The sequence below is a fragment of the Streptococcus sp. CF8_Ac1-9 genome (assembly GCF_024295565.1).
GTDB classification, from domain to species: domain Bacteria; phylum Bacillota; class Bacilli; order Lactobacillales; family Streptococcaceae; genus Streptococcus; species Streptococcus parasanguinis_X.
Genome location: NZ_JANCOY010000005.1, coordinates 1 through 17,856, shown reverse-complemented (window position 1 = coordinate 17,856; position 17,856 = coordinate 1). Strand labels below are relative to the sequence as shown.

General features: G+C 40.9%; 31 protein-coding genes. All 31 read left to right on the top strand.

The features are described from left to right. Positions 1–134: 134 nt before the first annotated feature. Complete coding sequence (tgt, locus tag NML76_RS08320) at positions 135–1,277, top strand: tRNA guanosine(34) transglycosylase Tgt (RefSeq protein ID WP_003010858.1); 1,143 nt, start codon at positions 135–137, stop codon at positions 1,275–1,277. 432 nt (positions 1,278–1,709) lie between these two features. Beyond that, positions 1,710–2,018: a 30S ribosomal protein S10 gene (rpsJ, locus tag NML76_RS08315; RefSeq protein WP_003009585.1), complete on the top strand. Its 309-nt coding sequence runs from the start codon at positions 1,710–1,712 to the stop codon at positions 2,016–2,018. A gap of 81 nt (positions 2,019–2,099) precedes the next feature. Next, positions 2,100–2,726: a 50S ribosomal protein L3 gene (gene rplC, locus NML76_RS08310; RefSeq protein ID WP_003010846.1), complete on the top strand. Its 627-nt coding sequence runs from the start codon at positions 2,100–2,102 to the stop codon at positions 2,724–2,726. A 24-nt stretch (positions 2,727–2,750) separates the two neighbouring features. Next, on the top strand, positions 2,751–3,374 hold the full coding sequence (gene rplD / locus NML76_RS08305) for a 50S ribosomal protein L4 (RefSeq protein ID WP_003009591.1): 624 nt from the start codon (positions 2,751–2,753) through the stop codon (positions 3,372–3,374). Further along, positions 3,374–3,670, top strand: a complete 297-nt coding sequence (locus NML76_RS08300) for a 50S ribosomal protein L23 (protein WP_003009593.1) — start codon at positions 3,374–3,376, stop codon at positions 3,668–3,670. The genes rplD and NML76_RS08300 overlap by 1 nt, the downstream gene beginning before the upstream one ends. Before the next feature lie 17 nt (positions 3,671–3,687). Then, entirely contained in the window at positions 3,688–4,521 is an 834-nt protein-coding gene (gene rplB / locus NML76_RS08295) for a 50S ribosomal protein L2 (protein WP_000512900.1), read from the top strand. Positions 4,522–4,617: 96 nt separating this feature from the next. Continuing rightward, positions 4,618–4,899 (top strand): 30S ribosomal protein S19, encoded by a 282-nt coding sequence (gene rpsS / locus NML76_RS08290; protein WP_000533766.1) that lies wholly within the window; start codon positions 4,618–4,620, stop codon positions 4,897–4,899. Between the two features lie 11 nt (positions 4,900–4,910). Further along, positions 4,911–5,255, top strand: coding sequence for a 50S ribosomal protein L22 (gene rplV, locus NML76_RS08285; RefSeq protein ID WP_000818139.1), 345 nt, complete (start codon positions 4,911–4,913; stop codon positions 5,253–5,255). A gap of 12 nt (positions 5,256–5,267) precedes the next feature. After that, a complete protein-coding gene (gene rpsC / locus NML76_RS08280) occupies positions 5,268–5,921 on the top strand; it encodes a 30S ribosomal protein S3 (protein WP_003002336.1) in 654 nt (217 codons plus the stop codon). A gap of 3 nt (positions 5,922–5,924) precedes the next feature. Beyond that, positions 5,925–6,338 carry a 50S ribosomal protein L16 gene (gene rplP, locus NML76_RS08275; protein ID WP_000960947.1) on the top strand — a complete coding sequence of 138 codons (414 nt, stop codon included), beginning with the start codon at positions 5,925–5,927 and terminating at the stop codon, positions 6,336–6,338. A gap of 9 nt (positions 6,339–6,347) precedes the next feature. After that, positions 6,348–6,554, top strand: coding sequence for a 50S ribosomal protein L29 (rpmC, locus tag NML76_RS08270; protein ID WP_003002350.1), 207 nt, complete (start codon positions 6,348–6,350; stop codon positions 6,552–6,554). A 23-nt stretch (positions 6,555–6,577) separates the two neighbouring features. Next, positions 6,578–6,838 (top strand): 30S ribosomal protein S17, encoded by a 261-nt coding sequence (gene rpsQ / locus NML76_RS08265; protein ID WP_003009600.1) that lies wholly within the window; start codon positions 6,578–6,580, stop codon positions 6,836–6,838. A 25-nt stretch (positions 6,839–6,863) separates the two neighbouring features. Then, positions 6,864–7,232, top strand: a complete 369-nt coding sequence (rplN, locus tag NML76_RS08260) for a 50S ribosomal protein L14 (RefSeq protein WP_003002384.1) — start codon at positions 6,864–6,866, stop codon at positions 7,230–7,232. Between the two features lie 74 nt (positions 7,233–7,306). After that, entirely contained in the window at positions 7,307–7,612 is a 306-nt protein-coding gene (gene rplX / locus NML76_RS08255; protein WP_003002315.1) for a 50S ribosomal protein L24, read from the top strand. Between the two features lie 23 nt (positions 7,613–7,635). Continuing rightward, a complete protein-coding gene (gene rplE / locus NML76_RS08250; RefSeq protein ID WP_003009606.1) occupies positions 7,636–8,178 on the top strand; it encodes a 50S ribosomal protein L5 in 543 nt (180 codons plus the stop codon). Between the two features lie 17 nt (positions 8,179–8,195). Further along, positions 8,196–8,381, top strand: coding sequence for a type Z 30S ribosomal protein S14 (locus NML76_RS08245; RefSeq protein WP_001085699.1), 186 nt, complete (start codon positions 8,196–8,198; stop codon positions 8,379–8,381). Positions 8,382–8,665: 284 nt separating this feature from the next. Then, a complete protein-coding gene (gene rpsH / locus NML76_RS08240) occupies positions 8,666–9,064 on the top strand; it encodes a 30S ribosomal protein S8 (protein WP_003010897.1) in 399 nt (132 codons plus the stop codon). Positions 9,065–9,291: 227 nt separating this feature from the next. Beyond that, positions 9,292–9,828, top strand: coding sequence for a 50S ribosomal protein L6 (gene rplF, locus NML76_RS08235; RefSeq protein ID WP_003010839.1), 537 nt, complete (start codon positions 9,292–9,294; stop codon positions 9,826–9,828). Positions 9,829–9,911: 83 nt separating this feature from the next. Beyond that, on the top strand, positions 9,912–10,268 hold the full coding sequence (gene rplR, locus NML76_RS08230) for a 50S ribosomal protein L18 (protein ID WP_003010871.1): 357 nt from the start codon (positions 9,912–9,914) through the stop codon (positions 10,266–10,268). A 17-nt stretch (positions 10,269–10,285) separates the two neighbouring features. Continuing rightward, positions 10,286–10,780 (top strand): 30S ribosomal protein S5, encoded by a 495-nt coding sequence (rpsE, locus tag NML76_RS08225; RefSeq protein WP_003009617.1) that lies wholly within the window; start codon positions 10,286–10,288, stop codon positions 10,778–10,780. A gap of 14 nt (positions 10,781–10,794) precedes the next feature. Continuing rightward, on the top strand, positions 10,795–10,977 hold the full coding sequence (gene rpmD, locus NML76_RS08220; protein ID WP_002894509.1) for a 50S ribosomal protein L30: 183 nt from the start codon (positions 10,795–10,797) through the stop codon (positions 10,975–10,977). A gap of 145 nt (positions 10,978–11,122) precedes the next feature. Then, positions 11,123–11,563, top strand: coding sequence for a 50S ribosomal protein L15 (gene rplO / locus NML76_RS08215; protein WP_003002405.1), 441 nt, complete (start codon positions 11,123–11,125; stop codon positions 11,561–11,563). A gap of 12 nt (positions 11,564–11,575) precedes the next feature. Next, on the top strand, positions 11,576–12,886 hold the full coding sequence (gene secY / locus NML76_RS08210; protein ID WP_023920186.1) for a preprotein translocase subunit SecY: 1,311 nt from the start codon (positions 11,576–11,578) through the stop codon (positions 12,884–12,886). Between the two features lie 96 nt (positions 12,887–12,982). Beyond that, entirely contained in the window at positions 12,983–13,621 is a 639-nt protein-coding gene (locus NML76_RS08205; protein WP_003009627.1) for an adenylate kinase, read from the top strand. A 116-nt stretch (positions 13,622–13,737) separates the two neighbouring features. Continuing rightward, the gene (infA, locus tag NML76_RS08200; protein WP_001029883.1) at positions 13,738–13,956 is read left to right on the top strand and encodes a translation initiation factor IF-1; all 219 of its coding nucleotides are present in this window, start codon (positions 13,738–13,740) and stop codon (positions 13,954–13,956) included. 23 nt (positions 13,957–13,979) lie between these two features. Next, positions 13,980–14,096, top strand: a complete 117-nt coding sequence (gene rpmJ, locus NML76_RS08195; RefSeq protein ID WP_001808836.1) for a 50S ribosomal protein L36 — start codon at positions 13,980–13,982, stop codon at positions 14,094–14,096. Between the two features lie 17 nt (positions 14,097–14,113). Continuing rightward, positions 14,114–14,479, top strand: coding sequence for a 30S ribosomal protein S13 (gene rpsM / locus NML76_RS08190; protein ID WP_003009631.1), 366 nt, complete (start codon positions 14,114–14,116; stop codon positions 14,477–14,479). Between the two features lie 23 nt (positions 14,480–14,502). Then, a complete protein-coding gene (gene rpsK / locus NML76_RS08185; RefSeq protein WP_003002390.1) occupies positions 14,503–14,886 on the top strand; it encodes a 30S ribosomal protein S11 in 384 nt (127 codons plus the stop codon). Between the two features lie 45 nt (positions 14,887–14,931). Beyond that, complete coding sequence (locus NML76_RS08180) at positions 14,932–15,870, top strand: DNA-directed RNA polymerase subunit alpha (protein ID WP_003009635.1); 939 nt, start codon at positions 14,932–14,934, stop codon at positions 15,868–15,870. 11 nt (positions 15,871–15,881) lie between these two features. Then, on the top strand, positions 15,882–16,268 hold the full coding sequence (gene rplQ, locus NML76_RS08175; protein WP_003002399.1) for a 50S ribosomal protein L17: 387 nt from the start codon (positions 15,882–15,884) through the stop codon (positions 16,266–16,268). A gap of 254 nt (positions 16,269–16,522) precedes the next feature. Further along, positions 16,523–17,794: a gamma-glutamylcysteine synthetase gene (locus NML76_RS08170; RefSeq protein WP_254733274.1), complete on the top strand. Its 1,272-nt coding sequence runs from the start codon at positions 16,523–16,525 to the stop codon at positions 17,792–17,794. Positions 17,795–17,856: the final 62 nt, after the last annotated feature.

Here is a 17,856-nt window from a genome sequence, read left to right as displayed (position 1 = left end):
ATAGTAGTACTTTTTATTATAACATAAGTCCGTGACAGAGCTGGTAAAATTTGGTACAATCGTACAGGTGCTCACAGGAAAACTGTGACAGGAATAAGAAGGCTGGGACTGTTTTTCCCAGTACGGAGGTAACCATGACAGATTCACCGATTCAATATCGATTAATCAAAAAAGAAAAGCATACAGGTGCTCGTCTGGGAGAAATTATCACCCCTCACGGGACCTTCCCAACCCCAATGTTTATGCCTGTAGGGACTCAGGCAACCGTTAAGACCCAATCGCCAGAAGAACTCAAGGAAATGGGTTCCGGCATTATCTTGGCCAACACCTACCATCTCTGGCTTCGTCCCGGGGACGACTTGGTCGCAAAAGCAGGAGGACTGCACCAGTTCATGAACTGGGACCAGCCGATTTTGACAGATAGTGGAGGCTTCCAGGTCTATTCATTAGCGGATACCCGCAATATCACTGAAGAAGGGGTAACTTTTAAAAATCACCTCAACGGCTCGAAGATGTTCCTCTCTCCAGAAAAGGCCATCTCCATCCAAAACAATCTAGGGAGCGACATCATGATGTCCTTTGATGAATGCCCTCAGTTCTATCAACCCTATGATTATGTAAAAAAATCAATCGAACGGACCAGTCGTTGGGCAGAACGTGGGCTTAAGGCTCACCGTCGCCCTCATGATCAAGGTCTTTTCGGGATTGTCCAAGGGGCTGGATTTGAAGACTTGCGCCGTCAGTCTGCTCAAGATCTGGTCAGCATGGACTTCCCAGGCTATTCCATCGGTGGCTTAGCTGTTGGGGAAAGCCATGAAGAGATGAATGCGGTGCTGGATTTCACAACGCCGCTCTTACCAGAGAACAAGCCACGCTATCTCATGGGAGTAGGAGCTCCAGACAGTCTGATCGATGGCGTTATTCGTGGAGTGGATATGTTTGACTGTGTCTTGCCGACGCGGATTGCGCGAAATGGTACCTGTATGACTAGCCAAGGACGCCTAGTAGTGAAAAATGCGCAATTTGCAGAAGACTTTACACCGCTAGATCCCGAATGTGATTGCTACACTTGTAAGAATTACACCCGGGCTTATCTTCGCCACCTCCTCAAGGCAGATGAGACCTTCGGCATTCGCTTGACTAGCTACCACAACCTATACTTCTTGATCAACCTCATGAAGCAGGTCCGTCAAGCCATCATGGATGACAATCTCTTAGAATTCCGTGAGCATTTCGTCGAAAAATATGGCTATAACAAGTCAGGACGGAATTTCTAGAAATAGATAAATAGGAAGAAAAAAGACTACAGCCATCTGAGAATAATAGGAATAACTGCTAGACGCAGTGGTTGATTGGTATCTTTGTTCGCTTGTTAAGCTCCAAAGATAACCTAATCAACTGTGCGGGGGCGAGACGACGAACAAATTGGATATAAATTTGTTCTGTCTCGCTCCCTTTTTCCTATATAATAGGAACTTTTTTAGCACGCTTTTTCTTTCGAAAACACTTTCATCAAAAAAACGAAAAAAATCTTCTCAAATCCCTTGCATTGGGCCTTTGTTTGTGTTAAACTACTATGGTGCTGTGAAAAACAGCTATTAGCTTTGATGCAAGAGGTTGCGACACGCTCGGTTGCATTGCCACGCAACGCGCGTCGGTTTTCTTGTGGAGCTAGCCTATTATCTTAAATAGACGAAAAGGAGAAAAAGATGGCAAACAAAAAAATCCGCATCCGTTTGAAAGCGTACGAACACCGTACACTCGACACAGCGGCTGCAAAAATCGTAGAATCAGCTACTCGTACAGGTGCACAAGTTGCGGGGCCAATCCCACTTCCAACTGAACGTAGCCTCTACACAATCATTCGTGCGACTCACAAATACAAAGATTCTCGCGAACAATTCGAAATGCGTACACACAAACGTTTGATCGACATCATCAACCCAACTCAAAAAACAGTTGACGCTTTGATGAAATTGGATCTTCCAAGTGGTGTAAACGTAGAAATCAAACTTTAATCTAAAGCTTGATCTAGAGCATAAAAAACGCTCGTTAAAAACTTTTTGAATAAAAAACTATAGAAAAGGAACTATTTTCTCATGACAAAAGGAATCTTAGGGAAAAAAGTGGGAATGACTCAAATCTTCACTGAAGCTGGCGAATTGATCCCTGTAACAGTTATCGAAGCAACTCCAAACGTTGTTCTTCAAGTTAAAACTGTTGAAACAGATGGTTACAACGCTATCCAAGTTGGTTTCGATGACAAACGCGAAGTATTGAGCAACAAACCTGCTAAAGGACATGTAGCAAAAGCTAACACGGCTCCTAAGCGCTTCATTCGTGAATTCAAAAACGTTGAAGGCTTGGAAGTTGGTGCTGAAATCACAGTTGACACTTTCGAAGCTGGAGACATTGTTGATGTAACTGGTACTTCTAAAGGTAAAGGTTTCCAAGGTGTTATCAAACGCCACGGACAATCACGTGGACCAATGGCTCACGGTTCTCGTTACCACCGTCGTCCAGGTTCTATGGGACCTGTTGCACCTAACCGCGTATTCAAAGGTAAAAACCTTGCAGGACGCATGGGTGGCGATCGTGTAACAATTCAAAACCTTGAAGTTGTACAAGTTGTTCCAGAAAAGAACGTTATCCTTATCAAAGGTAACGTACCAGGTGCTAAGAAATCTCTTATCACTATCAAGTCAGCAGTTAAAGCTGGTAAATAATAAGGAAAGGGGAATACAGTCAAAATGGCAAATGTAACATTATTCGACCAAACTGGTAAACAAGCGGGCGAAGTTGTTCTTAACGATGCGATCTTTGGTATCGAACCAAACCAAGCAGTTGTATTTGATGTGATCATCAGCCAACGTGCTAGCCTTCGTCAAGGAACTCACGCAGTTAAAAACCGTTCAGCCGTTTCAGGTGGCGGACGCAAACCATGGCGTCAAAAAGGAACTGGACGTGCTCGTCAAGGTTCTATCCGCTCTCCACAATGGCGTGGTGGTGGAATCGTCTTCGGACCAACTCCACGTAGCTATGCGTACAAACTTCCTCAAAAAGTTCGTCGCCTTGCACTTAAATCTGTTTACTCAGAAAAAGTTGCTGAAAACAAATTTGTAGCCGTTGATTCTCTTGAATTTACAGCTCCAAAAACTGCTGAATTTGCAAAAGTTCTTGCAGCTTTGAGCATCGATTCTAAAGTCCTTGTTATTCTTGAAGAAGGAAATGAATTCGCAGCTCTTTCAGCTCGTAACCTTCCAAACGTGAAAGTTGCGACTGCTACAACTGCAAGTGTTCTTGACATCGCAAATAGTGACAAACTTCTTGTTACTCAAGCAGCTATCTCTAAAATCGAGGAGGTTCTTGCATAATGAATTTGTATGATGTTATCAAAAAACCTGTTATCACTGAAAAGTCAATGGCTCAACTTGAAGCAGGCAAATATGTATTTGAAGTTGACACTCGCGCTCACAAACTTTTGATCAAACAAGCTGTTGAAGCTGCGTTTGAAGGTGTAAAAGTTGCGAATGTGAACACTGTAAACGTAAAACCTAAAGCAAAACGCGTTGGACGTTACACTGGTTTTACTTCAAAAACTAAAAAAGCTATCATCACGCTTGCAGCTGATTCTAAAGCAATCGAGTTGTTTGCTACTGAAGCTGAATAATCTAAGGAGGAAATATCGTGGGAATTCGTGTTTATAAACCAACAACAAACGGTCGCCGTAATATGACTTCTTTGGATTTCGCTGAAATCACAACAAACACACCTGAGAAAACTTTGCTTGTTTCTCTTAAAAACAAAGCGGGTCGTAACAACAACGGTCGTATCACTGTTCGTCACCAAGGTGGTGGACACAAACGTCATTACCGTTTGATCGATTTCAAACGTAACAAAGATGGAGTTGAAGCAGTCGTTAAAACGATCGAATACGATCCAAACCGCTCAGCTAACATCGCGCTTGTACACTACACTGACGGTGTGAAAGCTTACATCATCGCCCCTAAAGGTCTTGAAGTAGGTCAACGCATCGTATCAGGACCAGAAGCAGATATCAAAGTCGGAAACGCTCTTCCACTTGCTAACATCCCAGTTGGTACTTTGATCCACAACATCGAATTGAAACCTGGTAAAGGTGGAGAATTGGTACGTGCTGCTGGAGCTTCTGCTCAAGTATTGGGTTCTGAAGGTAAATATGTACTTGTTCGCCTTCAATCAGGCGAAGTTCGTATGATTCTTGGAACTTGCCGTGCTACAGTTGGTGTTGTCGGAAATGAACAACATGGACTTGTAAATCTTGGTAAAGCGGGACGTAACCGCTGGAAAGGTGTTCGCCCTACAGTTCGTGGTTCTGTAATGAACCCGAATGATCACCCACACGGTGGTGGTGAAGGTAAAGCACCAGTTGGACGTAAAGCGCCATCTACTCCTTGGGGTAAACCTGCGCTTGGTCTTAAAACTCGTAACAAGAAAGCGAAATCTGACAAACTTATCGTTCGTCGTCGCAACCAAAAATAATCATAAGCAACTAGCTTACACTTTCCGCCAGCTCGGTAGCGCTGCCTAGCAGCGCAAGCCGCTGTGGTACTAAATTTTAAAGGAGAAAATTACAAAATGGGACGTAGTCTTAAAAAAGGACCTTTCGTCGATGAGCATTTGATGAAAAAAGTTGAAGCTCAAGCAAACGACGAAAAGAAAAAAGTAATTAAAACTTGGTCACGTCGTTCAACGATCTTCCCAAGTTTCATCGGATACACTATCGCAGTTTATGATGGACGTAAACATGTACCTGTTTACATCCAAGAAGACATGGTAGGTCACAAGCTTGGTGAATTTGCACCAACTCGTACTTACAAAGGTCACGCGGCAGACGACAAGAAGACACGTAGAAAATAAGGAGAACATAAATGGCAGAAATTACTTCAGCTAAAGCAATGGCTCGTACAGTGCGTGTTTCACCTCGTAAATCACGTCTTGTTCTTGACAACATCCGTGGTAAAAGCGTAGCCGATGCCATCGCTATTTTGACATTCACACCAAACAAAGCTGCAGGGATCATCCTTAAAGTGTTGAACTCAGCAGTAGCAAACGCTGAAAACAACTTTGGTTTGGAAAAAGCTAACTTGGTAGTATCTGAAGCATTCGCAAACGAAGGACCAACAATGAAACGTTTCCGTCCACGTGCGAAAGGTTCAGCTTCACCAATCAACAAACGTACAGCTCACATCACAGTAGCTGTTGCAGAAAAATAAGGAGGTAAACTCGTGGGTCAAAAAGTACATCCAATTGGTATGCGTGTTGGTATCATCCGTGATTGGGATGCCAAATGGTATGCTGAAAAAGAATACGCGGATTACCTTCATGAAGATCTTGCAATCCGTAAATTCATTCAAAAAGAATTGGCTGACGCAGCCGTTTCAACTATTGAAATCGAACGCGCAGTAAACAAAGTTAACGTTTCTCTTCACACTGCTAAACCAGGTATGGTTATCGGTAAAGGTGGAGCAAACGTTGATGCACTTCGTGCAGCTCTTAACAAATTGACTGGTAAACAAGTACACATCAACATCATTGAGATCAAACGTCCTGACTTGGATGCTCACCTTGTTGGTGAAGGAATTGCTCGTCAATTGGAACAACGTGTTGCTTTCCGTCGTGCACAAAAACAAGCAATCCAACGTGCTATGCGTGCTGGAGCTAAAGGAATCAAAACTCAAGTATCAGGTCGTTTGAACGGTGCAGATATTGCCCGTGCAGAAGGATACTCTGAAGGAACTGTTCCACTTCACACACTTCGCGCTGATATCGATTACGCTTGGGAAGAAGCAGACACTACTTACGGTAAACTTGGTGTTAAAGTATGGATCTACCGTGGTGAAGTTCTTCCAGCTCGTAAAGACGCTAAAGGAGGTAAATAACCAATGTTAGTACCTAAACGTGTAAAACACCGTCGCGAATTCCGTGGTAAAATGCGCGGTGAAGCAAAAGGTGGAAAAGAAGTAGCATTCGGTGAATACGGTCTTCAAGCTACAACTAGCCACTGGATCACAAACCGTCAAATCGAAGCTGCTCGTATCGCCATGACTCGTTACATGAAACGTGGTGGTAAAGTTTGGATTAAGATTTTCCCACACAAATCATACACCGCTAAAGCTATCGGGGTACGTATGGGATCTGGTAAAGGGGCTCCTGAAGGTTGGGTAGCACCAGTTAAACGTGGTAAAGTAATGTTCGAAATCGCTGGTGTATCTGAAGAGATCGCACGCGAAGCACTTCGTCTTGCTAGCCACAAATTGCCAGTTAAAACTAAATTTGTGAAACGTGAAGCAGAATAAGGAGAGGTCATGAAACTTACAGAAGTAAAAGAATTTGTTAAAGAACTTCGTGGTCTTTCTCAAGAAGAACTCGCGAAGCGTGAAAATGAATTGAAGAAAGAATTGTTTGAACTTCGTTTCCAAGCAGCTGCTGGTCAATTGGAACAAACTGGACGTTTGAAAGAAGTGAAAAAACAAATCGCTCGTATCAAAACTGTTCAATCAGAAGCTAAATAATAGACTAGGGAAGGAGAATTTCAATGGAACGCAATAATCGTAAAGTTCTTGTTGGACGCGTTGTGTCTGACAAAATGGACAAAACAATCACAGTTGTAGTTGAAACTAAACGTAACCACCCAGTCTATGGTAAACGTATCAACTATTCTAAAAAATACAAAGCTCATGATGAAAACAATGTTGCTAAAGAAGGCGATATCGTTCGTATCATGGAAACTCGTCCGCTTTCAGCTACAAAACGCTTCCGTCTTGTAGAAGTCGTTGAAAAAGCGGTCATCATCTAATCATACCTGAAAGGAGAAAACGTAAATGATTCAAACAGAAACTCGTTTGAAAGTCGCTGACAACAGTGGCGCACGCGAAATCTTGACAATCAAAGTTCTTGGTGGTTCAAAACGTAAATTCGCGAGCATCGGTGATGTAATCGTTGCATCTGTAAAACAAGCTACTCCTGGTGGTGCGGTTAAGAAAGGTGACGTTGTAAAAGCTGTTATCGTTCGTACTAAATCAGGTGCTCGTCGTAAAGATGGTTCATACATCAAGTTCGACGAAAATGCAGCAGTGATCATCCGTGACGACAAAACTCCTCGCGGAACTCGTATCTTCGGTCCAGTTGCACGTGAATTGCGTGACGGTGGATTCATGAAGATTGTATCACTTGCTCCAGAAGTACTTTAATCAATAAAAAAACAAACACAGTCCCCTGGCTCAGCCAGGGTGCCCGTCGGGCGTAAGAATAAAAGGAGAATAAAATGTTTGTAAAAAAAGGCGACAAAGTTCGCGTTATCGCTGGTAAAGACAAAGGCGTAGAAGCTGTTGTTCTTACTGCTCTTCCAAAAGTAAATAAAGTTGTTGTAGAAGGTGTAAACATCATCAAGAAACACCAACGTCCAAATAACGAAAACCCTCAAGGTGCAATCGTTGAAAAAGAAGCTCCAATCCATGCTTCTAACGTTCAAGTTTTGGACAAAAACGGTGTTGCTGGACGTGTTGGCTACAAATTTGTAGACGGCAAAAAAGTTCGCTACAACAAAAAATCAGGCGAAGTGCTTGACTAATCACGAAGGAAAGGAGAAGTATAATGGCTAATCGTTTAAAAGAAAAATACCTTAATGAAGTAGTACCATCATTGACTGAACAGTTCAACTATTCATCAGTTATGGCTGTGCCAAAAGTTGATAAAATTGTTTTGAACATGGGTGTTGGTGACGCAGTATCAAATGCTAAAAACCTTGAAAAAGCTGCTGAAGAGCTTGCTTTGATCTCAGGTCAAAAACCATTGATCACTAAGGCTAAAAAATCAATCGCCGGCTTCCGTCTTCGTGAAGGTGTTGCGATCGGTGCAAAAGTTACCCTTCGTGGTGAACGTATGTACGAATTCTTGGATAAATTGGTAACAGTTTCACTTCCACGTGTACGTGACTTCCATGGTGTTCCAACAAAATCATTTGATGGACGCGGAAACTACACACTTGGTGTGAAAGAACAATTGATCTTCCCAGAAATCAACTTTGATGATGTTGATAAAACTCGTGGTTTGGATATCGTAATCGTAACTACAGCGAACACAGACGAAGAATCACGTGCATTGCTTACTGGCCTCGGTATGCCGTTTGCAAAATAATATAGGAGGTAAAACTAATGGCTAAAAAATCTATGATTGCTAAGAACAAACGCCCAGCGAAGTTCTCTACTCAAGCATACACTCGCTGTGAACGTTGTGGACGTCCACACTCAGTTTACCGCAAGTTTAAACTTTGCCGTGTTTGCTTCCGTGAATTGGCATACAAAGGTCAAATCCCAGGTGTAACAAAAGCATCTTGGTAATTTAAGATATCAAGGGCGTTAAAACTCCAAGTGGAAATAGGAAACTTGACGAAGAAACTTTAGTTTCTAGGAAAGTTTATCTTTTTCACACAGAGTTTAGCCCGGGTTCAGTTGGGCTTGCCAATTTGAACACGAGCTACAGCTTTGGCAAAAAAGACCAATTTTCTTTGGAGCATCGCTCCCTGCATCAAATTGCCTATTTTTGCTCTCGCTGTTACGCTCTCTGTATCATGTATTAACTAGCAAGTGCAACTTGCAAACTACTAGTAAGAGGAGAAATTATAATGGTTATGACTGACCCAATCGCAGACTTCCTTACACGTATTCGTAACGCTAACCAAGCAAAACACGAAGTACTTGAAGTACCTGCATCAAACATCAAAAAAGGGATTGCTGAAATCCTTAAACGCGAAGGTTTTGTAAAAAACGTTGAATTCATCGAAGATGACAAACAAGGCATCATCCGTGTATTCTTGAAATACGGACAAAACGGTGAAAAAGTTATCACAAACTTGAAACGTGTATCTAAACCAGGTTTGCGTGTTTACAAAAAACGTGAAGATCTTCCAAAAGTTCTTAACGGACTTGGAATTGCTATCCTTTCAACTTCTGAAGGTTTGCTTACTGATAAAGAAGCACGCCAAAAGAATGTTGGTGGAGAAGTTATCGCTTACGTTTGGTAATTGATGATGTGAGAGCGTTAAAAGAATGCAGTGAAAATAGGAAGTTTGTAGTAGGAGCGATGCTCCAAGACAAACTTATCTTTTTCACCAAATTCTTAGCTCGAACTCAAATCAAGATACAAAGTTCTTAGAGCGTGTTCAGTTCAGCTCTAGAACTAAATAAGTATCTTAAACCCCGTGAAAACTGGCCCGTAAAGGCCTGACAATTTAACAGGAGAATAGAAAACATGTCACGTATTGGTAATAAAGTTATCGTGTTGCCTGCTGGTGTTGAAATCACTAACAATGACAACGTTGTAACTGTAAAAGGACCTAAAGGAGAACTTACTCGTACGTTCTCAAAAGATATTGAAATTCGTGTGGAAGGTACTGAAGTAACTCTTCACCGTCCAAACGATTCAAAAGAAATGAAAACAATCCACGGAACAACTCGTGCCCTTTTGAACAACATGGTTACTGGTGTATCAGAAGGATTCAAGAAAGAACTTGAAATGCGCGGGGTTGGATACCGTGCACAACTTCAAGGATCAAAACTTGTTTTGGCTGTTGGTAAATCACACCCAGACGAAGTTGAAGCTCCAGAAGGAATTACTTTTGAACTTCCAAACCCAACAACAATCGTTGTTAGCGGAATTTCAAAAGAAGTAGTTGGTCAAACAGCTGCTTATGTACGTAGCCTTCGTTCACCTGAACCATACAAAGGTAAAGGGATCCGTTATGTTGGTGAATACGTTCGCCGCAAAGAAGGTAAAACAGGTAAATAATGTAGTTTGGTTGTTTTTCAACCAACCTTCATCTTACCAACTCAGTGCTTAGCACATGATTTTAAAATTAAGAGGTGAAAATTGTGATTTCGAAACCAGATAAAAACAAAATCCGTCAAAAACGCCACCGTCGCGTTCGCGGAAAACTCTCTGGAACTGCTGATCGCCCACGTTTGAACGTATTCCGTTCTAATACAGGCATCTACGCTCAAGTAATTGATGACGTAGCGGGTGTAACGCTCGCAAGCGCTTCAACTCTTGACAAAGAAGTTTCAAAAGGAACTAAAACTGAACAAGCCGTTGTTGTCGGCAAACTTGTTGCTGAACGTGCAGTTGCTAAAGGTATTTCTGAAGTGGTGTTCGACCGCGGTGGATATCTATATCACGGACGTGTTAAAGCTTTGGCTGATGCAGCTCGTGAAAACGGATTGAAATTCTAATAGGAGGACACTAGAAAATGGCATTTAAAGATAATGCAGTTGAACTTGAAGAACGCGTAGTTGCCATCAACCGTGTTACAAAAGTTGTTAAAGGTGGACGTCGTCTTCGTTTTGCAGCTCTTGTAGTTGTTGGTGACCGTAATGGCCGTGTTGGATTTGGTACTGGTAAAGCTCAAGAAGTTCCAGAAGCAATCCGTAAGGCTGTTGAAGATGCTAAGAAAAACTTGATCGAAGTTCCTATGGTTGGAACAACAATTCCACACGAAGTAACATCCGTATTTGGTGGAGCTCGTGTATTGTTGAAACCAGCTATCGAAGGGGCTGGGGTTGCTGCAGGTGGTGCAGTTCGTGCCGTTGTCGAATTGGCAGGTATTGCAGATGTTACATCTAAATCACTTGGATCAAACACTCCAATCAACATCGTTCGTGCTACTGTTAACGGTTTGGCACAATTGAAACGCGCTGATGAAGTTGCTGCCCTTCGTGGTATTTCAGTTTCTGACTTGGCTTAAGAAAGGAGATTCAAATGGCTCAAATTAAAATTACTTTGACTAAGTCTCCAATCGGACGCATCCCGTCACAACGTAAAACTGTTGTAGCACTTGGACTTGGCAAATTGAACAGCTCTGTTATCAAAGAAGATAACCCAGCAGTACGTGGTATGATCACTGCTGTATCTCACTTGGTAACAGTTGAAGAAGTAAAATAATCTATTTAAAATAGAAACAAAGTTTTCAGGGGTATGAGAAGTTCTCATCCCCTAAAACTAAATATAAGTATAGGCGAGTTTGTAGTTAGGACACCTTTTCCTGATTACATGCGTTAGCAATTTACAAAAGAGGAGAAAATAAATAATGAAACTTCATGAATTACAACCTGCTACAGGTTCACGTAAAGTCCGCAACCGTGTTGGTCGTGGTACTTCATCTGGTAATGGTAAAACTTCTGGCCGTGGTCAAAAAGGTCAAAAAGCTCGTAGCGGTGGCGGTGTACGTCTTGGTTTTGAAGGTGGACAAACTCCATTGTTCCGTCGTCTTCCAAAACGTGGATTTACAAACATCAACGCTAAAGAATATGCTATTGTGAACCTTGATCAATTGAACGCCTTTGAAGATGGTGCTGAAGTAACTCCAGTAGTACTTGTAGAATCAGGAATTGTAAAAGCTGAAAAGTCAGGTATCAAAATTCTTGGTAACGGAGAATTGACTAAGAAGTTGACTGTTAAAGCAGCTAAATTCTCTAAATCAGCTGAAGAAGCTATCACTGCTAAAGGTGGTTCAGTTGAAGTCATCTAAGTGAGGTGACCTATGTTTTTTAAATTATTAAAAGATGCATTTAAGGTAAAACAAGTTCGGTCGAAGATTTTGTTTACGATCTTCATCATTCTTGTCTTCCGCATTGGAACCACGATTACAGTACCTGGTGTAAATGCGAAAATTCTGAACAACCTTCAAGATGTGTCCTTCTTGAACATGCTCAGTTTAGTATCTGGGAATGCTATGAGGAACTTCTCAGTTTTCGCATTAGGGGTTAGCCCATACATCACAGCTTCGATCGTCGTGCAACTTTTGCAAATGGATCTGTTACCTAAGTTTGTTGAATGGGGCAAACAAGGAGAAGTTGGTCGAAGAAAGCTCAACCAAGCAACACGCTATATTTCTTTGGTTCTAGCTTTTGTTCAATCCATTGGGATTACAGCGACCTTCCATACCTTGTCTCAGGCGAAATTAGTCGCAACTCCAAATACCAAGACCTATCTGTTAATCGGTGCAATTCTGACAACCGGTTCCATGATTGTGACTTGGCTTGGAGAACAAATCACAGATAAAGGGTACGGAAATGGTGTTTCAATGATTATCTTTGCAGGAATTGTGTCATCAATTCCTGAGATGATTAAAGAAATCTATGAAAATGCATTTGTGAACGTACGTTCTGGTCAAATGACCAATTCCCTTATTTTTGTTGGGGTATTAATCCTTGCTGTCTTGGTTATTGTTTACTTTACAACCTTTGTAGAGCAAGCACAATACAAGATTCCAATCCAATATACTAAGATTGCTCAAGGAGCTCCATCAAGTTCTTACCTTCCTTTAAAAGTGAACCCAGCAGGAGTTATTCCTGTCATCTTCGCTAGTTCGATTACAGCAGCACCTGCTGCCATTTTCCAAGTAATTAGCGCTATGGGTTACAATGCAGGATGGGTGAAAACAGCCCAAGCCATGTTGGCTACAAACACACCAACTGGTGTCGCTATGTATGCCTTGTTGATCATTCTCTTCACGTTCTTCTACACGTTTGTTCAGATCAATCCTGAAAAAACAGCAGAAAACCTTCAAAAGAGTGGTGCCTATATCCCAGGTGTTCGCCCTGGTAAGGGAACAGAAGAGTTTATGTCTCGTTTGCTACGTCGTTTAGCAAGTGTCGGATCAGTATTCCTTGGCTTTATTACTATCATTCCAATCTTAGCCCGAGATTTATTTGGTTTGACAGATGCAGTTGCTCTTGGAGGAACGAGTTTGTTAATCATTATTTCAACAGGTATTGAAGGAATGAAACAATTAGAAGGCTACTTATTAAAACGTAAGTATGTCGGATTTATGGACACAACAACAGAATAGAATAAGGTTGACTTTGTCAGCCTTCTATTTTGTTTTTAAATGGAAATAGGAATTCGCTCCTGCTTCCATTTAAAAACAAAATAAGGAGGATTCATCATGAATCTTTTAATTATGGGATTGCCTGGAGCAGGTAAGGGGACCCAAGCGGCGAAAATCGTTGAAGAGTTTCACGTAGCGCATATCTCTACCGGCGATATGTTCCGCGCAGCAATGGCTAACCAAACTGAAATGGGTGTATTGGCAAAATCATTCATCGACAAAGGTGAATTGGTGCCAGATGATGTGACAAACGGGATTGTAAAAGAACGTTTGGCTCAAGACGACATTAAGGAAAAAGGATTCCTTTTGGACGGTTTTCCTCGCACGATTGAACAAGCTCATGCCTTGGATCAAATCTTGGTAGACCTTGGTTTGGAGCTTGAAGGAGTGATCAATATTGAAGTGGATCCATCCTGCCTCCTCGAGCGCTTAAGTGGTCGTATCATCCATCGTGAAACAGGTGAAACCTTCCATAAAGTATTTAACCCACCAGCTGACTACAAGGAAGAAGACTATTACCAACGTGAAGATGACAAACCAGAAACAGTGAAACGCCGTTTGGATGTAAATATTGCTCAAGGTGAGCCAATTCTTGCTCATTACCGTGCAAAAGGATTGGTCCATGATATTGAAGGAAATCAAGACATCAACGACGTCTTCAAAGATATCCAAAAAGTCTTGGAGAATTTGAAATAAAAACGTTTTAGTCACTTGCAATATTGGACAACTAGTGTTACAATTAGTTAGTCTGACTTATAATTGTTACCTCTGTGCTCAGAGGAATGAATCGAAATTTATGGAGGTACTTTTGCGTGGCAAAAGACGATGTGATTGAAGTAGAAGGCAAAGTAGTCGATACAATGCCGAATGCTATGTTTACGGTTGAACTTGAAAATGGACATCAGATTTTAGCAACAGTTTCTGGTAAAATTCGTAAAAACTATATTCGTATTTTAGCGGGAGATCGTGTTACAGTGGAGATGAGTCCGTACGATTTGACACGTGGACGTATCACATACCGCTTTAAATAATCGAAAAACTTGGAGGGATAAAAATGAAAGTAAGACCATCGGTCAAACCAATTTGCGAATACTGTAAAGTAATTCGTCGTAATGGTCGTGTTATGGTAATTTGCCCAGCAAATCCAAAACACAAACAACGTCAAGGATAAGATAGAAAGGAGAAAATATGGCTCGTATTGCTGGAGTTGACATTCCAAATGACAAACGTGTAGTAATTTCATTGACTTATGTGTACGGTATCGGACTTCCAACATCTAAGAAAATCCTTGCTGCTGCAGGCGTTTCTGAAGATATTCGTGTTCGCGATCTTACACCAGATCAAGAAGATGCTATCCGTCGTGAAGTTGACGCAATCAAAGTTGAAGGTGACCTTCGTCGTGAAGTAAACTTGAACATCAAACGCTTGATGGAAATCGGTTCATACCGTGGTATCCGTCACCGTCGTGGACTTCCAGTTCGTGGACAAAACACTAAAAACAATGCTCGCACTCGTAAAGGTAAAGCTGTTGCGATTGCAGGTAAGAAAAAATAAAATAAAATAAGGAGGTAAAAATCTTGGCTAAACCAACACGTAAACGTCGTGTGAAAAAGAATATCGAATCTGGTATTGCTCATATTCACGCTACATTTAACAACACAATTGTTATGATTACTGATGTGCATGGTAACGCAATCGCTTGGTCATCTGCAGGTGCACTTGGATTTAAAGGTTCTCGTAAATCTACACCATTTGCTGCTCAAATGGCATCAGAAGCTGCTGCAAAAGCTGCTCAAGAACACGGACTTAAATCTGTTGAAGTAACTGTTAAAGGTCCTGGTTCAGGTCGTGAGTCTGCTATTCGTGCACTTGCTGCTGCTGGTCTTGAAGTAACTGCAATCCGCGATGTAACTCCTGTACCACACAATGGTGCTCGTCCTCCAAAACGTCGCCGTGTATAATCATCAACAATTACACAGCTTTTCGTTTAAGAGGGAGTATAGCAAATGATTGAGTTTGAAAAACCAAATATAACAAAAATTGATGAAAACAAAGATTATGGCGTGTTTGTCGTAGAACCACTTGAACGTGGCTATGGTACAACACTTGGAAACTCACTTCGTCGTGTACTTCTAGCTTCACTTCCAGGTGCGGCTGTTACTTCAATCAATATTGAAGGTGTACTCCACGAATTTGATACGGTTCCAGGAGTCCGTGAAGACGTTATGCAAATTATTCTTAACGTTAAAGGAATCGCCGTTAAATCTTACGTCCAAGACGAAAAGATTATTGAACTTGATGTAGAAGGACCAGCAGAAGTAACTGCCGGTGACATTCTTACGGATAGTGACATCGAAATTGTAAACCCTGATCATTATCTATTTACGATCGGAGAAGGAGCATCTTTGAAAGCGACGCTTACTGTAAACAGTGGACGTGGCTATGTTCCGGCTGATCAAAACAAAAAAGATGATGCACCAGTGGGAACACTTGCTGTAGATTCAATCTATACGCCAGTGACTAAAGTCAATTACCAAGTTGAACCAGCTCGCGTTGGTAGCAACGATGGATTTGACAAGCTAACCCTTGAAATTTTGACAAATGGGACTATTATTCCAGAAGATGCCTTAGGTTTGTCTGCCCGTATTTTGACAGAACACCTAAATCTATTTACAAACTTAACTGAAATTGCTATTGCAACAGATGTTATGAAAGAAGTAGATACAACTTCTGATGATCGCATTTTAGAACGTACAATCGAAGAATTAGATCTTTCAGTTCGTTCATATAACTGTTTGAAACGTGCTGGCATCAATACTGTTTACGATTTGACTGAAAAATCAGAAGCAGAAATGATGAAAGTTCGTAACTTAGGACGTAAGAGTCTTGAAGAAGTTAAAATCAAACTTGCCGACTTAGGCCTTGGGTTAAAAAACGATAAATAGAGGAGGAATACATGGCTTACCGTAAACTAGGACGCACTAGCTCACAACGTAAAGCGATGCTTCGCGATTTGACTACAGATCTTATCATCAATGAAGCAATTGTAACAACTGAAGCACGTGCGAAAGAAATCCGTAAATCAGTTGAAAAAATGATTACTTTGGGTAAACGTGGTGATTTGCATGCACGTCGTCAAGCTGCTGCATTCGTACGTAACGAAGTTGCATCACAAAACTTTGATGAAGAAACAGGTAAATACTCAGAAACAACTGCACTTCAAAAATTGTTCTCTGAATTAGCACCTCGTTATGCTGAGCGCAATGGTGGATATACTCGTATCCTTAAAACTGAACCACGTCGTGGTGATGCTGCGCCAATGGCTATCATCGAATTGGTATAATATCATCAATTTTGTTGAGTGTTATGATGATGGAATACACTGTTATTCTTAGTCTAGCTCTGGTCTACCGCTGGGGATTTTCCCCAGCGGGAACACTCATCATATTGAATGAATGGTAGACGCTTGTTTACGAAATTGCTTTAATTTAAAACAATTTCGTAAGCAGGCGTTTTGTCTTGCTTTTCATGAGTAGTCGAGAATAGCAAAAAATGATATAATGGAACCCATATCTCCAATAGAAGAAAAAGGATTCAATGACAAAACAACAAGCAATTAAATTACTAAAAGAGAAGTACCTTAGTAATATGAAAGAGGATTCGGAACTCTTTGTCGGAGTTGAATTAGAGTTTCCGATTGTAGAAACAAATGGAAACAAAACAAATATAGAGGTGACGAAAAATCTTTTTCGAATCTTAGCAAACTTATCAGATTTTGAAGTTGAAAAAATAGATGACAATCAAAATCCCATTCAATTGATTCACTGCTCTTCTAAAGATCGTATTCTATTCGAGTTGAGTTACAATACAATTGAATTTGCATTTGAGAGAGCTCGTTCTATAAATGAGGTGGCCAAACGTTTTGAGGACTATTTGAAGATCATTCAACCGATTTTACAAGAAAATAATCACGAAATTCAAGGGCACGGAATCCATCCTTTGTGGAAAGAAAATGATAATAGCCCAGTGAAAATCGAACGATACAAGATGTTAATGGCTTTCCTTGCAATGAATGGTACAGGGATGAAGACACACTCCTATCCTTTGTACGGAGCATTTATATGCGGAAACCAGGTTCAATTGGATGTAAGGCGCGATAACTATCTTCGCATCATTAATGCATTTAATAAAATTGAAGCAGCAAAAGCATATTTGTTTTCTAACTCAGAATTTTCAGCAGAGGTTTGGGATACAAGAATTTCCAGAGATATTTTCTGGGAAGAATCCTTACATGGTTATTATAAGGAAAATGTAGGGGTTTATCCTAAGGACTACCAAAGCGAAGAAGAGTTTTTTAATAATCTCGCTAGAACGGCTATTTTTACGGCAACTAGAGAGGGCAAATCATATTATTTTAAACCAATTCGAGTGGAGGACTATCTAGATCAAAAAGAAATTACAGCCTATACGGCTGATGGAAATGAGAAGATCATTAAGCCTGTAAAAGAAGATCTAAAACAACATCGAAGTTACCAATTTCAAGATTTAACTGCTCGTGGGACTGTGGAATTTAGAAGTGTTTGTACGCAACCGTTAGAAATCACCTTTGCCCCGATTGCCTTTGAGTTGGGCTTGTTTGTAGAATTAGAAAAACTGGAAAACTATTTAGAAGATTCTTCATTTTTTAAAAATGAAGAACAGGACTATCGAAAACTTAGAAAGAAATATTCAAAGAAAATTCTAAGTAAAGAAGAAAAAGAAGCGATCCAATCCTTTTCAAAAGATCTTCTAGACATAGCTGAAGCAGGTTTAATGAAAAGAGGCTACAAGGAAGAAAAATTTCTTATCATTACCAAAGAACTAGACTAATAGAAAAGCCTTTTTACAGGCTTTTCTTTATTACTTTCAAAAAAAACTTTCAAAAAAATAAA